We start from the raw sequence: 15497 nt of genomic DNA on the forward strand, positions 1-15497 counted from the left end.
ACACCGACATGCACACTGCAGCTCGCGCGGGGGTGGCGTTCACCGCCGTCGCCGTCCTCGCACTCACCGGATGCGCCGCCGGCGCCTCACCCGACACAGAACCCACGCAGGACGAGGTCGCTCCCGGCTTCCTCGCCGTCTCGGACGACGCCTTCGACAGCGGCGGCGATCTCATCGTCCAGGTGGACTACGACACCGCCGAGGCGAGCGGCCTCGACCCGCAGGGCGCGGCGACGGCTCGCTCCTGGATGCTGGAGGGACTCTCGTACGAGACGCTCACCACCATCGACGAGAACCTCGACGTCGCCCCCTCGCTCGCCACGTCCTGGGAGACGCCCAGCGACACCGAGTACGTCTTCACGCTCGCCGACGACGCCGTGTTCTCCAACGGGCGCGCCATGACCGCGGCGGACGTGGTCGGCAGCCTCCAGCGGCTCCTCGACACCCCGACGACGTGGACCGGCCAGCTCGGTCCCATCGCGTCGATCGAGGCGACGGGCGACCTCGAGGTGACGGTCACGCTGTCCGAGCCGTACGCCCCCTTCCTGGCGGCACTCGCCAACACCCCGGCCGCGGTGCTGCCGATGGCCGAGATCGAGTCGGGCGAGATCGACATCACGACCGAGATGGTCGGCACAGGCCCTCTCGTGGCGACCGCGCACCGGCAGGACGAGGAGTGGACCTTCGAGCCGAACGAGCACCACCCCGACGCCGCATCCCTCGGATTCTCGAGCCTGACGATCGACATCGTCGGCGATGAGGCCACCAGGGCGGCCGCACTCAGGGACGGCTCGGCGGACTTCGCGGTGCTCAACTCGATCGACTCCGCCGAACTCCTCGCGAACGCGAAGGACGTGACGGTCGTCGGCCAGCGCAACACCGACTTCCACTACCTGATGATCAACTCGCTCACCGGCGACGAGGCTCTGCAGGATCAGGACGTGCGGTTCGCGATCAACAGCGCGATCGACCGGGATGCGATCAACGAGCTGGCCTTCGGCGGCTCGACGTCCGCCACCGGTGTCACCCCGGCCGGCCTTCCCGACGCCTGTGTCGCCGAGGACCTCCCCTCCGCGGCACGGGATGTGGCGGCGGCGAAGGCCGTGATCGATGAGATCGGCGGCCTCGAACTCGACCTGGTCGTGTACACCGACGAGCCGGTGCTCGCCCAGATCGCACAGGTCATGCAGCAGAACCTCGCGGAGATCGGCGTGACGGTCGAGATCCAGCAGGTCGACTACGCCACCTACTCCGCCGCCGTCTACGGCAGCCCGGCCGACTTCGACCTGGCACTCAGCTGGTTCGCCGGGTACGCGGATCCGGCCATGGTCACGACCTGGTGGAATCCCGAGGTCGCCGGCTTCTCCGCCGTCTTCATGAAGGGCTCCGACGAACTCGACGGACTCATCGCCGACGGGTACGCGACCGCACCCGGTGCCGACCGCGCCGCGGTGTTCGAGAAGCTGTGCGCCGTCGCCGACGAGCAGAGCGAGATGGTGCCGCTGGTGCTGCGTCCTTCCACCATCGGATGGAACACCGCCTCGCTGTCGCCGACGCTGAGCAGCGACGAGGGCTACGGCAACTTCCTCCGCTACATCACGCAGTTCCGCGCCAGCTGACATGGCCGTCGCTCTGTGGTCGCTCCGGCGCATCGGCGCCGCACTGCTGACGCTCGTCGTCGTCTCGGTGCTGATCTTCACGTCCGTGCGTCTCATGCCGGGCGACTACATCGACCTCGTCCTGGGTCCGCTCGCCACCGAGGCGCAGCGGGCCCAGGCGGTGGCCGAGTCCGGACTCGACGATCCGGTGGTCACCCAGTACTTCCATTGGCTCTTCGGCGTCCTCACCGGTGACCTGGGTTACTCGTTCGTCTCGAACGTGTCGGTGTCGGAGGAGTTCGCCGCTCGGTTGCCGGTCACGGCGACCATCGCTCTGCTCACGATCATCGTGACGCTGCTGGTGGGGATCCCCCTCGGCTTCCTCGCCGCGCTCCGCTCCGAGGGATCGGCCGGCGCGGTCGGGCGCATCGTCAGCGCGCTCGGCATCAGCATCCCCGAGTTCCTGCTCGCCGGAGTCGTGGTCTTCCTGGTCTCCACGCTGGGACTCGGCGTCTCGGTCGGACGGTTCGCTCCGTTCGCCGTCGACCCCGCGCGATTCTTCGGCTCTCTCGTGCTCCCTGTGACGGTCCTGGCCGTGGGCTGCGTCGCCGTGGTCGCCAGGAACACGAGGGACGCGGTGATGAACGTGCTCGTGGAACCGCACGTGCAGGCCGCGGTGGCTCGCGGGGAGACGCCCTGGTTCATCGTGCGGCACCACGTGCTGCGCAACGCCGCCGCCCCGATCCTCACGATCGTCGGTGCCCTGGTGGCCGTCCTCCTCGGCGGCACCGTGATCGTCGAGTTCGTGTTCAACATCCCCGGCATGGGTTCGTACCTGCAGACGGCGCTCGGTCGCCGCGACTATGCGATCGTGCAGAGCGCCGTGCTGCTGGCCGCGATCGTGTTCATCGTCGCGAGCCTGCTCGTCGACCTCATCGCCAACGCGCTGGATCCGCGCCTGCGCCTGACCGGAGGGAGCCGCCGATGAGCGTCGTACCCACAGCCACCTACCGCGTCCGCGCCGCGAGCCAGGCGACGCGCGGCGCGTGGCGCCGCAGCGACGCGGTGCTGCGGACCGCGATCATCGTGCTCGGCGTGATCGTGATCGTCACGGTGATCGCCGTGCTGACGGGTGTGACCGGATCGACGAGTGCCACTGTCGGCGGGCGCCTCGACGGCCCGTCCGCACTCGCGCCGATCGGCACCGACAACCTCGGCCGCTCGCTCCTGCCCCGGCTGTTCCAGGGCACGGCGACGACCCTCGTGGTCTCGATCGTCGCCGTGCTGTGCTCCGCCGTCGTGAGCACCCTGCTCGGGATGCTCGCCGGCTACTACGGCGGTGCCGTCAACGAAGCGGTCATGCGCGTCGCGGACGTGCTCTATGCATTCCCCGCGCTGGTGCTGGCGATCCTGGTCTCGGCGCTGCTCGGCCCCGGACGCCCTGCCGCGATCATCAGCATCGTGGTGATCACGATCCCCCTCATGACCCGCGTCGTCCGCATCGCGACACGGGCCGTGGCCGAACGCGACTTCATCATCTCGGCACGCATCAGCGGCGTGCGCACTCCGGTGATCTTCACCCGCCGCCTGCTTCCGAACATCTCGGGGACCATCGCCGTGCAGGCGAGCTATGCGCTCTCCGTCGCGATCCTGGTCGAGGGCGGCCTGAGCTTCCTCGGTTTCGGGGTGCAGGTGCCGGAGGCGTCTCTCGGGCTCCTCATCCAACAGGGGATGCTCTACATGACTCAGGCCCCTCAGCTCGTCATCATCCCCGGCGTCGTGCTGGTCATCTCGATCCTGTGCATCAACATCATCGGCGACGGCCTGCGTGACCGATTCGAACCGCGAGAGACGAGGTCCCTCCGATGACCGCCGTGCACATCAGCGACCTGGCCCTGGATTTCACGGGTGCCACCACGGTCCGCGCACTCGACGGAGTGGACCTCGACGTCGCCGCCGGGAGTGCGGTCGCGATCGTCGGCGAATCCGGCTCGGGCAAGTCCACGCTCGCCGCCGTCATCGGACGGTTGCAGCCGGGCTCCGCGCGCATCGTCCGGGGTGCGCTCGACGTCGACGGCATCGACGTGCTCGGCCTCGACGACGACGCGCTGCGCGCCTACCGCCGCGACACCCTCGCGTACATCGCCCAGGATCCGATCGGCTCGCTCGACCCGACGATGCGCATCGGCGCACAGCTCCGGCTCGTGCTCCGCGCCGTCGGTGATGACGGTTCCACACGCCGCCAGGTGGAGCTGCTGGAATCGATGCAGATCGCCGACCCCGCGCGCGTCGTCCGTCTGTTCCCGCATCAGATCTCGGGCGGTATGGCCCAGCGCGTGGCGATCGCCATGGCGATGTGCCGGCGCCCTCGACTCCTCATCGCCGACGAACCGACGGCGGCGCTCGACAGCCAGGTCCGCGAGGAGGTCATGCGGCTGCTGTTCGCACAGGCGCGTGAGCAGGGCACGACCATCCTCTGGCTCAGCCATGATCTGCCCGCCGTCGCGCGATGGTGCGACGAGGTCGCCGTCATGTACGCCGGCCGTGTCGTGGAGCGCGGACCTGCCGCCGCTGTGCTGGGCAGCCCTGTGCACCCGTACGCACGGGCGCTCGCTGCCACCGACCCTTCGCGGGCGAAGCGCGGAGAACGGCTGTCCAGCATCCCCGGTTCACCACCGGTCCTGCACGGCGAATCGGAGGGATGCGCCTTCGCCGCACGCTGCGCGCACCGGATCGACGCGTGCGAGGTCGTCCGCCCCGAATCTCTCGGCCCCCGCCACAGCCTCTGCATCCGTGCGGCGGAACTCGTCGACGCCGACCATCGAGCGGGGCCCCGCCCCGGAGAAGAGGTGTCCGCATGAGCACCGCATCGTCGGCGTCGACCTCCGCACCCACCATCGAGCTCGACGACGTCAGCGTCGCCTTCACCTCCGGCATCGGCGCGAACCGGCGCGAGGTCAGAGCCATGTCGAGCGTCTCGTTCTCGGTCGCTCCGGGTGAGACGCTCGGCCTCGTCGGCGAGTCCGGATCGGGCAAGACCACGACGGGCTCCGTCGTGCTCGGCCTGCAGCGCCCGGACTCCGGGACCGTGCGCTTCCAGGGAGCTCCGCTCGCCCGTAACCTCCGATCCCGCGCGGGTCGGATGCAGGCGGTGCTGCAGCATCCGCGGTGGGCGCTCGACCCCCGCTCGACCGTGCTCTCCTCGGTGCTCGAACCCCTGCTCGTGCACGAGCGGCGGAGCACGGCGACCGAGGAGCGCGCCGTGGCGATGCTCGAACGGGTCGGCCTGCCCGCGTCGTTCGCCGCCCGCCGGCCGCACCAGCTCTCCGGAGGACAGCTCCAGCGGGTGAGCGTCGCCCGCGCTCTCGTCACGCATCCGGCGTTCATCGTGTTCGACGAGGCCGTCAGCGCGCTCGACGTCTCGGTGCAGGCGCAGATCCTCAACCTCATCCAGGATCTGCAGGCCGAGCACGGCTTCGCGGCCCTGTTCATCTCTCACGACCTCGCCGCCGTGCGGTACATCTCCCACCACCTGGCGGTGATGCGCACCGGCGAGATCGTCGAGCATGCGCCCGCCGCGGTGTTCTACGACATGCCCGACCATCCCTATTCGCGTCAACTGTTCCAGGAGCTCTCATCGTGACCGACACCCATCGCCTCGCCCCCGTCCTGCCCGCGGGTCCCCGTCGTTCGAACGGCGATTTCGCCCTCACCCCCGTGCACGGCACGGATCGCGGACAGGTCGAGTACGACTTCCCCGGGGTGCTCCTAGGGACCGCCGAGTACGCCGAGGGTCCGACCGGAGCGACGGTGCTGTCGATCCCCGGCGGCGCGAGGACGTTCACCGATCGCCGCGGAGGTGCCGTCGGCGCGAGCGGACTCTACGGCTACAACCATGCGATCTGCCTCGCCGGAGGATCCGTGTACGGGCTCTCCGCCGTCGCCGGGGTGTCCGAGGCCCTGTTCGAGCGGGCCGAGCACCGCTCCGGGTTCGATCAGCTCCAGCTGGTGTCCGGCGCGATCATCTACGACTACTCGGTGCGCGAGAACTCGGTCTTCCCCGACACCGCGCTCGGCAAGGCGGCACTCCAGGCCGCACGCGAGGGTGTGATCGAGGTCGGACGCGTGGGCGGTGGGGCCTCCGCCTCGTCGGGCAAGGTCGATCCCGCTCGCGTCGAGTTCACCGGACAGGGCGCCGCCTTCCGTCAGATCGGCGATGTGAAGGTCCTCGTCGTCACGGTGCTCAATCCCTACGGCGTGATCATCGACCGCGCGGGCCGGATCATCCGCGGCAACTTCGACGCGCTGACCGGCGAGCGCCGGCATCCTGCACTCGACTACGAGGAGGCGATCGCGGAGTCCCGTCTGGTCGACTCGATGTCGGGGAACACGACGATCACCGCCGTCGTCACGAACGTGCAGCTGTCCGACGTCGAGCTCAAGCAGTTCGGCCTGCAGGTGCACAGCTCCATGCACCGCGGCATCCAGCCGTTCCACACCCCGCTCGACGGCGACACCCTGTTCGCCCTCACGACCGATGAGGTCGCGCTGCCAGAAGATCCGGGCACCTCGCGCGGCAGGCTGTCGCTGAACTCCACCGCCGTGGCCACCCTCGCCGGCGAGACCGCGTGGGACGCGATCCTCTGCGCGGCGGGCTGATCATGTACGAATTCGAGAAGTACCTCGCCCCCTCGCAGCATGAGGTCACCGAGCTCGTGCGCCGGCATCCGTTCGCGCTGATCGTCTCGAACGGCGGCGGAGCGGATGGCGCGCCCACCGTGACGCACACCCCCGTCATCATCGAGCGGATGGCGGCCGACGGCGGCTTCGTCGGCGGGGAGCTCCTCGGGCACATCGCTCGGAAGAATCCGCAGTGGCAGCAGATCTCGGACGGCGACTCCGTGCTCCTGGTGTTCTCCGGCCCCCACGACTACGTCTCCCCCACCACGTATGCCGACGACCCGAACGTCCCGACCTGGGACTACGCGGCCGTTCATCTCACCGCCAGGGTGACGGTTCTCGAGGATGCCGCCGACGGCATGCATGTCGTGACGCGCACGGTCGAGGAGCTCGAAGCACTCGAGCCGACAGCATGGGACATGACCGGCTCGCTCCCCACGTTCGAGCGCATCGTCGGCGGGATCGTGTCCTTCCGGTTCGAGATCCTCGAGCAGCGCGCCGTGTTCAAGGTCAGCCAGGACAAGCCCCGCGAGGTGCGGCAGCGGGTGGCCGCGGCGTCCCGCACCAGGGGATGCCCCTACGGCGACGTCGCCGAGCTGGTCGAACGCATCGGAGGAGACGAATGATCGTCCATGAGTGGTCCTCGGAGGTCGACAGCCCTCACGACGAGGGTGTCCGGTTCGGCTCGCACTGGTCATCTCAACTGCACGATGCGCGCGACTCCTATCTGCGGCTGTTCGCGCAGTCCGGCGTCTCCGCCGAGCGCGCCAGAGCCGTCGCCGACGAGTGCCGTGCATCCACCGAGACCCATGCGCCCGAGATCGCGGCCGAGTTCGCCGGCATGGCGGAAGGGAGCGGTCTCCCCCTCACCGACGTGCACCTGCTGACCGCCCGCACCGAGATCCTGGCGCGTATGACGCCGTCGATGGAATGCTCCACCGTCGTGCACGTGCCCGACGACGCGACACCGCCGCGCACGCTGCAGACCTGGGACTGGCATGAGACGCTCTCGAACGAGACCGTCGTCCGACGTCTGCGATCGACATCCGGAGCGCGGGTCGTGACGTTCTGCGAATTCGGTCAGCCCGCCAAGATCGGCGTGAACGATCGCGGCGTCGGGGTGCACTTCAACATCCTGCATCACCGGTCCGACGGCTCGCAGGCCGGGGTTCCCGTGCACGTGCTCGCCCGGATGATCCTGGATCGCGCCACCTCACTGGCCGACGCCGTGGCAGTGGCTCGTTCCGTCCCGCTGGCCGCGTCGAGCGTGCTGACCGTCGTCGCGTTCGACGGCACGACGCCCTCGGCCGCGGCCGTGGAGGTGTCGCCGGCGGGTGTCGCGGTGCTGCCGGCACGGCGCGGACGCACTCTGGCGCACACGAATCACTTCCTCGACGCCGAGCTCGCCGCCGGCGAGTACTCACCGTACGAGACGACGAGCATCCCCCGGTATCAGTGCCTGACGGATGCCGCAGAGCTCGCCGCCATCGTCGACGATCGCGAGAGGGCGCTCGCGTTCGGGGCGATCCCGGATGCTCCGATCTCGGTGCGCGCTCGGGCTGATCAGCCGGAGCACCTGCGCTGGGAGACCAAGCTCACGGTCGCGCTGGATGTCGCCGTCGGCGCGATGGCCTTCGCGGCGGCGGCGCCCGCCGATGTGTCCACGGCCGCGTGGCGTCGGATGTCGGTGCGCGACGCCCCGATCACGTCGTCGCGTTGAGCGAGGTCCTGCACGTCTTCGCGCTGGCGGCGGCGCTGGTCGGTGCGGGGTCGCTCACTCTGATCCGACGCGGCGTCGGTCTTCCCGAAGTCGCTGCGGCCGCGCTCATGTTCATCGGCATGGCCGACGCGATGACGCTGGCGTTGCTGCCGCCGATCATGTGGTTCGCCGTGATGCTCCCCGCCGCCCTCGCTCTCGCTGCGCGGTGCCGTTCGAGTCGCGGAGGCGAGGCGGCGGCGGGTGGCCGCTCGTCGGTCCTGACAGGGCACCTCGCCCTGGGGCTGGTCTCCACCGCGGCCCTGATCCTCCTGATGACGACGATGACCCCTGGCTCCGTCGCAGCCCCCGCGGGCCACGCGCACGGCGGGAGTGCGATGATGCCGCAGATGATGGGGGGCGCATTCGGCATCGGCGCGCTCCTCCTCGGCGCGATCGCGCTGCGTGCGGAACGCTCCTGGGCGCACCGGCTGCACCACGTCACCATGGCGGCCTCCACCGTCGCGATGTCCGCGATCGTGATCCTCTGATCCGCGGGGGCAGGGTGCGCCGGTGCGCCGAGCCCCTCAGCACCAGCGAGGCCCCCGCCTGCGGACGTGCGCAGACGGGGGCCTCGGTGGCGAGCGCGGGTGTCGGCGACGCCGACAGCCACGGCTCAGTGGAAGAAGTGGCGCTCTCCGGTGAAGAACATCGTCACGCCGGCCTTGCGCGCGGCATCGACGACCTCGGCATCGCGCACGGATCCGCCGGGCTGGACGATCGCCTTGATGCCCGCGTCGATCAGCACCTGCGCACCGTCGGCGAACGGGAAGAACGCATCGGATGCCGCGACCGAACCGGCGGCGCGGTCGCCCGCACGCTCGACCGCGAGGCGGCACGAGTCGACGCGGTTGACCTGGCCCATGCCGACACCGACCGTGGCGTTGTCCTTGGCGAGCACGATCGCGTTGGACTTCACTGCGCGGCAGGCCTTCCACGCGAAGATGAGGTTCTCCATCTCCTCGTCGCTCGGGCGCTCACCGGAGACGAGCTCCCAGTTCTTCGCGACCGACACGATGTCGTCGGGGAAGCGGTCGGCGTCCTGCAGCAGCAGTCCGCCGGAGACGAGGCGCACGTCCATGCGCTCCTGCTGCCAGTCCTCCGGCAGCTGCAGCAGACGCAGGTTCTTCTTGGCCTTGAACACCTCGAGCGCGGCCGGCTCGAACGACGGGGCGACGATGACCTCGGTGAAGATGTCCTTGAGGTTCTCCGCCATCTTCAGCGTGACGGTGCCGTTCGCGGCGATGACTCCGCCGTAGGCCGACACGGGGTCGCACTCGTGCGCGCGCAGGTGTGCGCTGGCGATCGGGTCGAGCGCGTTCGGGGCCGTGGTCGCGATGCCGCACGGGTTGGCGTGCTTGATGATCGCGACGGCCGGCTTGATCATGTCGTAGGCCGCACGCAGGGCGGCGTCGGCGTCGACGTAGTTGTTGTACGACATCTCCTTGCCCTGCAGCTGCGTGGCCTGGGCGATACCGTGACCGCCGGCGCGCGTGTAGATCGCGCCGCGCTGGTGCGAGTTCTCGCCGTAGCGGAGTGTGGCGAGGCGCTCGGCCTGGATCGTGAGGTGCGCGGGCAGGTCGCCCTCGGCGTTCAGCGTTCCCTCCGCGAACCAGGACGCGACGGCCGTGTCGTACGCCGCGGTGTGCGCGAAGGCACGGGCGGCGAGCTCGCGGCGCTGCGACAGCGTGGTTCCGCCGCCCGCGATGGCGGTGACGACGGCGGGGTACGACTGCGGCGAGACGACGATCGCGACGTTCGCGTGGTTCTTCGCGGCGGCGCGCACCATCGCGGGCCCTCCGATGTCGATCTGCTCGACCACGTCGTCGCCGACAGCGCCCGAGGCGACGGTCTCGACGAACGGGTACAGGTTCACCACGACGAGGTCGAACGGATTGATGTCGAGCTCGTCGAGCTGACGCTCGTGGTCCTCGAGGCGCAGGTCGGCCAGCAGACCACCGTGGATCTTCGGGTGCAGGGTCTTCACGCGTCCGTCGAGCATCTCGGCGACGCCGGTCACGGCGGCGACATCGGTGACCTCGAACCCGGCCTCGCGGATCGTGGCGGCCGTGGAACCGGTCGAGACGATCTCGGCTCCGACATCGGCGAGCGCGGCGGCGAGCGTCAGCAGACCGCTCTTGTCGCTGACCGAGATGAGCGCGCGCCGGATCGGCACCGTATCGCGATCGCGGTAGAGCGAGGGGTCGTGGCGGGGGCCGGCCATGATGGGCTCCTTCGTGCGTGAGGGACGTGCGTCGGTGGGAAAGAGGAAGGTCAGGAAGCGGAGGTCAGCGTGATCTCGCCGGTGGCGATGCCGCGGACGACGTCGATCAGGAGTCGTCGTTCGACCGGCTTGATGCGCTCGTGCAGGGAGTGCTCGGTGTCGCCGTCGAGGATCGGCACGCGCTCCTGCGCCAGGATGGGCCCGGTGTCGACGCCGTCATCCACGACGATCACACTCGCACCCGTCTGCGCGACCTCGGCCGCGAGCGCATCCCGCACGCCGTGCGCGCCGGGGAACTCCGGCAGGAACGCCGGGTGCGTGTTGATCAGGGCCGGCGAGAACTCCGCGACCACGGCCGGCGGCAGCAGCCGCATGAGTCCGGAGAGGACGACCAGATCGGGTGTCCAGACGCGCAGCTGTCCGGCGAGCTCTTCGCCCCACGCATCGCGGCTGTCGTGCTCGTGCCACGGGACCGTGAAGCTGGGGATGCCGAACTCCTCGGCATGCGCCAGACCGTCGGCCTCGCGGTCGGCGCCGACGACGACCACCCGAGCAGGGAAGTCGGGATGACGAGCGGCCTCGAGGAGGGCGCGAAGATTCGAGCCGGTGCCCGAGATGAGAACGGCGACCGTGAGCACGCGCCCAGTCTACCGGGGCGCGCGGCCCGCTCTTGCCGGGCCGGTGCTCCCGACGCGACCGTCAGTCGCGGCGCTCGGTCGGATCGGTGAGCGGGGTCGTGAACCTGCCGAGGTCATCGAGCGGCGCCGTGTCGTCGGCCGAGCCGGTCGTTCCCTGCGGCGTGGTCGCCGGTGCACGGTCGATCGTCGCCCAGTCGGTGGTCGGCACGGCCGCCATCTCCGCGTTCCAGCGATCGGTGCGCTCCTCGGCCAGTTCGTCGCGATGCCGCGGAGAGAGCAGCAGGATCGCGGCGCCGAGCAGCACCTCTCCCCCGAGCGCGAGTGCGAACGGGACGGGTGCGGGTCCGATCTCCACCAGGCGTCCCGGCCCCATCGAGCCGTGCGCGAGCGCAGCAGCGACCGCAGCGACGCCGGCCGTGACGAGGCTGAGGCCGACGGCGATCACCGCGCGGGGCAGCATGGCCAGCGGCGTGCCCTCCCAGACCAGCCGCGAGCGGACGGCCCATCCGGCGACCGCTCCGGCGCCGATCGGGATCAGGATGACGATGAGCATCCAGATCGAGCTGTTCTCGGGGAGCAGCCCCAGGATCGGGATGCCCGGCACGACACCGAGCTGGGTGCCGGCAGGAGAGACGGCGGTGCCGACGCCGACCGCGAATCCGGGGCCCGCGATCCAGGAGGCGGCCCACACGATGAGCGTCGGCAGGTAGGCGAACTGCCCGATGGTCATCACCGTCGCACCGAGAGCGTCGACACGCGACGCCTGGAAGAGCGCGACCACTTCTCCGCCCCGCAACAGCGTCATCAGCGCGACAGCGGCAGCGGCGGCCGCCGTCACTCCCATCACCGCGAAGGCTGCACCGCGCACGATCGCGGCGGGCACCGGGGTCCAGTCGCCCCAGGTGTCGACGACGTCATGCAGGCGGTCGAGCAGGCCGCCGTCGCCGTCCTCCCAGGCGACCCGGACCGCGCCGCACACAGCGCCGACCAGATACACGGCGCTCGGCAGCACGATCGCGAGGGGGAAGGAGGTCTGCACGGCGTCCAACCGAGCCGAGAGGGCGACGCCCACGGCGATCGCCGCGAACACGGCCGTGCCCGAGAGCGAGCCCAGCAGCCAAGCGCCTGCCTTGGCGGCGCGGGCACCGGAGCGCGCCGCGAACAGCAGCGTGAACAGGAGGAAGGCGAGGGGTGTGACCGAGACCACGAAGCTCGCCGCGGCCGGGGGGATCGCGAGGGCGACCAGCATCTCCGAGGCGATGGTGACATCGAGCGGCACGCCGTGACCGAATGCCCACAGCGTTCCGGTGAGCGGCCAGAGCGCACCCCAATCCGCCGTCGCGCCGAACGCGAGGGTCCACAACAGGGTCAGCGGCGCGAGCAGCACGACGAGGCCGACCGCAGCGGCGATGACGGCGTCGAAGGCGGCGAGGAGCGCGACGAGGAGGCGTTGCATAGCGATTCGAGACTACGACGAGAACCCCGCTGCCTCCTGGGGGCGCGCGCGGGTGCGGGCGACACGATATCGTCTCCTGCGGAGGTTCCCCCGATGACAACTGCCCCGTCCCCTGCCCCCGCGACTGCCGAACCGAAGAACGCGCTCGACCGCTTCTTCGAGATCAGCAAGCGCGGTTCCACCGTCGGCACCGAGATCCGAGGTGGTCTGGTGACGTTCGTCACCATGGCCTACATCGTGATCCTCAACCCGATCATCCTCACCGGCGCCGCCGACGTGGACGGGACGACGCTGAACTTCAGCGCCGTCGGTGCCGCCACCGCGCTCACCGCCGGTGTCATGACGATCCTGTTCGGCCTCGTCACGCGCCTGCCGTTCGGGTTCGCCGCCGGCCTGGGCATCAACGCCTTCGTCGCGTTCTCCGTCGTCGGCCAGGTCACCTGGGCCGAGGCGATGGCGCTCGTGATGATCAACGGCATCGTGATCGTCCTGCTCGCGGCGACCGGTCTGCGCAAGCTGATCTTCGACGCCGTTCCCTTCCAGCTGAAGATCGCGATCACGGTCGGCATCGGCTTCTTCATCGCGTTCATCGGCTTCGTGAACTCCGGCTTCGTCACCGCGACGGGTGCCGCCTCCCCGCCTGTCGGGCTCGGCATCGGCGGCTCGATCGCGACCGTGCCCACCGTGCTGTTCGTCGCGACGCTGATCCTCACCGGCATCCTCGTGGCCCGCAAGGTCAAGGGCGGTCTCCTGATCGGACTCGTCTCGGGCACGGTGCTCGCGGTGATCGTCGAGGCGATCTGGCACCTCGGTCCGCAGTTCGGTGCCGACGGTGCCGTCAACCCCGGCGGGTGGAGCCTCACGGTCCCGGCGCTCACGGGCTCGCCCGTCAGCCTCCCCGACCTGAGTCTGATCGGCGCGGTCGACTTCGGGTTCGACTTCAACAAGGTCAGCCTCGTCGCCCTCGTGATGATCGTGTTCACGCTCGTCTTCTCGAACTTCTTCGATGCCATGGGCACCATGACCGGTCTCGCGAAGGAAGCGGGCCTGGCCGATGAGAAGGGCGACTTCCCGCGCATCAAGTCGGCGCTGATCGTCGAGGGTGTCGGCGCGATCGCCGGTGGTGCCACCTCTTCGTCGTCGAGCACCGTGTTCATCGAGTCCGGCGCCGGCATCGGCGAGGGTGCCCGCACGGGTCTGGCCAATGTGGTGACGGGTGGCATCTTCCTCCTGGCGATGTTCCTGACCCCGCTCACCTCGATCGTCCCGACCGAGATCGCCGCCGCCGCGCTGATCATCGTCGGTGCCATGATGATGGCGCAGATCAAGTACATCGATCTGGGCGACTTCAGCGTGCTGCTGCCGGTGTTCCTCACCGTGACCGTCATGCCGCTGACCTACTCGATCGCCAACGGCATCGGCGCCGGCTTCGTGAGCTGGGTGCTCGTGCAGTCGCTTTCGGGCAAGGCGAAGAAGATCAGCCCCCTGCTGTGGGTGGTCGCGGCCGGGTTCGTGCTGTTCTTCGCGCGCGGTCCGATCGAGGCGCTGTTCGGCGTCGGGATCTGACCGGACCCCCACCACGCGAGAGGGGCGGATGCTGCGGCATCCGCCCCTCTTCTCATGCGCTCCGGCGTTGATTGTTCACGACGGGCACGGCGCGCGGACTGGTGCCGTGCACCTTGCGGAAGGCGCGGGAGAATGCCGGCAGATGGGCATATCCGAGCTGGCGCGACACCGCCGAGGCCGCTGCTCCACCGTGCAGTTGCACGCGCGCCCGCGACATGCGCGAAACCCGGATCCACTGCGCGAACGTGACCCCTGCCCTCTCGTTCACCACACGGCTGAGCTCGCGCTCCGAGGCGCCTGACCAGCGGGCGCACTCCGCGAGGGTCGGCTCGGTGATGTCGCCCATGGCCACAGCGCTCGCCAACCGCGCGAGCAGGATGTCGTCGGCGTCCACCGGTTCCGGCGTGGAGCGGATGCTGATCAGGTCGAAGCCCGCGCCGGGATCTGCCCCGAACGGCCGCACCCCGGTGTAGGCCGAGACGATCGCCTGGATCAGGTCCGCCGTCTCTTCGCCACGGATGACGGCCGGAACGGACGGCGCGCCGATCGCCGCCGAACGCCCGGAACGATAGCCGACGGGGAGCAGGAGCGACCCCGGTGAGAGCCGGATGGAGTTCGGCACGCCGGCCGGGATCACGATGGCCTGTCCCTCCGACAGCACGATCGTGCGGGAGGCGACCGTGATCGTCGCGGCACCCCGGACCACCCACACCGCGACGTGCGCGCCGTTGGCGCGGAGCCAGGTGCGATGCGCCGGAAGCACCTCCTGGGAAGGCATCGGTGCCGGGAGGAGCACTGTCCGCTCCGGAGCTGCGGCCACCCGCCGCCAACGACCGGGCGACGTGCCCGTGAGATCCCGGAACTGCCGGCTGAACCCGCTGCTCGTGAGGTATCCGACGCGTTGCGCGGCGGCGGCGACCTCCTCGCCACTCGCGAGCATGTCGGCCGCCACGGCGATCCGATGCTCTCTCGCCCACTGTGCGGGGGTCAGTCCCGTCTCCTGTCGAAAGCGCCGCTGCAGAGTCCGCTGACTCCAGCCCGGCATCCGCTGGCGCACCAACTCGGCGACCGGGACGGCGGGCGCTGCGTCGATCGCCGCAGCGAGCACGCCCATCTCCTCGGACGTGGGTGGGGCGGGACGTGCGACGATGGGATGTTCCGGGGCCACCGCTCCCAGCAGTGCGCTCAGCCGCCCGCGGATCGAGGCACCATCCAGGTAGGCCAGCGCCTCGCCGAATGCATGGAGGAGCCAGGGTTCCCAGGACGACGGGATCTCGATCCGCGTGGGTCCCGTCGCTCCTGCGCAGGTGAGCCCGGGGACGGGCAGCACGACGTCGTCTCGCCTCAGTGTGACCTGCACGCGACTCCCGCGCGGCACCCAAAGCGCCCGCCCGCCGGCGACGCGCGTGGTCACACCGTCGATCACGAACCGCCCGCGGCCTCTGACGCACCACAGCAGGGTCGGTTCGGCGAGGACTTCTCCGGTCTCGACGGGAAGTGGTAACACGTTGGCGCTCCCAGAAACTCGAATCAGGTTAGGCAAGGCTAAGTTCAGATTCTACGGGCCCTCTCCGCCCGA

Annotated in this window: 14 protein-coding genes; 10 read left to right on the plus strand and 4 right to left on the minus strand. The window is 69.9% G+C overall.

Features of this window, described 5'->3' with window-relative positions; genetic code table 11:
* The first annotated feature begins 8 nt into the window (after window positions 1–8).
* From FB560_RS13380 to FB560_RS13420, 9 genes are read left to right on the plus strand one after another with little or no spacing between them, the layout of a single operon-like run.
* Entirely contained in the window at window positions 9–1619 is a 1611-nt protein-coding gene (locus tag FB560_RS13380; RefSeq protein WP_141872825.1) for an ABC transporter substrate-binding protein, read from the plus strand.
* A gap of 1 nt (window position 1620) precedes the next feature.
* Complete coding sequence (locus tag FB560_RS13385) at window positions 1621–2586, plus strand: ABC transporter permease (protein ID WP_141872826.1); 966 nt, start codon at window positions 1621–1623, stop codon at window positions 2584–2586.
* The gene (locus FB560_RS13390; RefSeq protein WP_141872827.1) at window positions 2583–3467 is read left to right on the plus strand and encodes an ABC transporter permease; all 885 of its coding nucleotides are present in this window, start codon (window positions 2583–2585) and stop codon (window positions 3465–3467) included. The genes FB560_RS13385 and FB560_RS13390 overlap by 4 nt, the downstream gene beginning before the upstream one ends.
* On the plus strand, window positions 3464–4459 hold the full coding sequence (locus FB560_RS13395; protein WP_141872828.1) for an ABC transporter ATP-binding protein: 996 nt from the start codon (window positions 3464–3466) through the stop codon (window positions 4457–4459). The genes FB560_RS13390 and FB560_RS13395 overlap by 4 nt, the downstream gene beginning before the upstream one ends.
* A complete protein-coding gene (locus FB560_RS13400; protein ID WP_141872829.1) occupies window positions 4456–5241 on the plus strand; it encodes an ATP-binding cassette domain-containing protein in 786 nt (261 codons plus the stop codon). The genes FB560_RS13395 and FB560_RS13400 overlap by 4 nt, the downstream gene beginning before the upstream one ends.
* Window positions 5238–6257: a P1 family peptidase gene (locus tag FB560_RS13405; protein WP_229673059.1), complete on the plus strand. Its 1020-nt coding sequence runs from the start codon at window positions 5238–5240 to the stop codon at window positions 6255–6257. The genes FB560_RS13400 and FB560_RS13405 overlap by 4 nt, the downstream gene beginning before the upstream one ends.
* On the plus strand, window positions 6227–6904 hold the full coding sequence (locus tag FB560_RS13410; protein ID WP_141872830.1) for an FMN-binding negative transcriptional regulator: 678 nt from the start codon (window positions 6227–6229) through the stop codon (window positions 6902–6904). Before FB560_RS13405 ends, FB560_RS13410 begins: the two co-directional genes overlap by 31 nt.
* Window positions 6901–7998 carry a C45 family autoproteolytic acyltransferase/hydolase gene (locus tag FB560_RS13415; RefSeq protein WP_170198126.1) on the plus strand — a complete coding sequence of 366 codons (1098 nt, stop codon included), beginning with the start codon at window positions 6901–6903 and terminating at the stop codon, window positions 7996–7998. The genes FB560_RS13410 and FB560_RS13415 overlap by 4 nt, the downstream gene beginning before the upstream one ends.
* Window positions 7995–8525, plus strand: a complete 531-nt coding sequence (locus FB560_RS13420) for a hypothetical protein (protein WP_141872832.1) — start codon at window positions 7995–7997, stop codon at window positions 8523–8525. The genes FB560_RS13415 and FB560_RS13420 overlap by 4 nt, the downstream gene beginning before the upstream one ends.
* Window positions 8526–8650: 125 nt before the next feature.
* Here the strand turns inward: FB560_RS13420 and purH are convergent, their stop codons facing one another.
* The 3 genes from purH to FB560_RS13435 form a co-directional block, all read right to left on the minus strand.
* Window positions 8651–10258: a bifunctional phosphoribosylaminoimidazolecarboxamide formyltransferase/IMP cyclohydrolase gene (purH, locus tag FB560_RS13425; RefSeq protein ID WP_141872833.1), complete on the minus strand. Its 1608-nt coding sequence runs from the start codon at window positions 10256–10258 to the stop codon at window positions 8651–8653.
* Between the two features lie 50 nt (window positions 10259–10308).
* Window positions 10309–10896 (minus strand): phosphoribosylglycinamide formyltransferase, encoded by a 588-nt coding sequence (purN, locus tag FB560_RS13430; RefSeq protein ID WP_141872834.1) that lies wholly within the window; start codon window positions 10894–10896, stop codon window positions 10309–10311.
* 61 nt (window positions 10897–10957) lie between these two features.
* Window positions 10958–12352 (minus strand): cell division protein PerM, encoded by a 1395-nt coding sequence (locus FB560_RS13435; protein WP_141872835.1) that lies wholly within the window; start codon window positions 12350–12352, stop codon window positions 10958–10960.
* Window positions 12353–12445: 93 nt separating this feature from the next.
* Between FB560_RS13435 and FB560_RS13440 the strand changes: the two genes are divergently transcribed.
* The gene (locus FB560_RS13440; RefSeq protein WP_141872836.1) at window positions 12446–13918 is read left to right on the plus strand and encodes an NCS2 family permease; all 1473 of its coding nucleotides are present in this window, start codon (window positions 12446–12448) and stop codon (window positions 13916–13918) included.
* A gap of 52 nt (window positions 13919–13970) precedes the next feature.
* Here the strand turns inward: FB560_RS13440 and FB560_RS13445 are convergent, their stop codons facing one another.
* The gene (locus FB560_RS13445) at window positions 13971–15425 is read right to left on the minus strand and encodes a helix-turn-helix domain-containing protein (protein ID WP_141872837.1); all 1455 of its coding nucleotides are present in this window, start codon (window positions 15423–15425) and stop codon (window positions 13971–13973) included.
* Between the last annotated feature and the right edge of the window lie 72 nt (window positions 15426–15497).

Source organism: Microbacterium saperdae (assembly GCF_006716345.1).
GTDB classification, from domain to species: domain Bacteria; phylum Actinomycetota; class Actinomycetes; order Actinomycetales; family Microbacteriaceae; genus Microbacterium; species Microbacterium saperdae.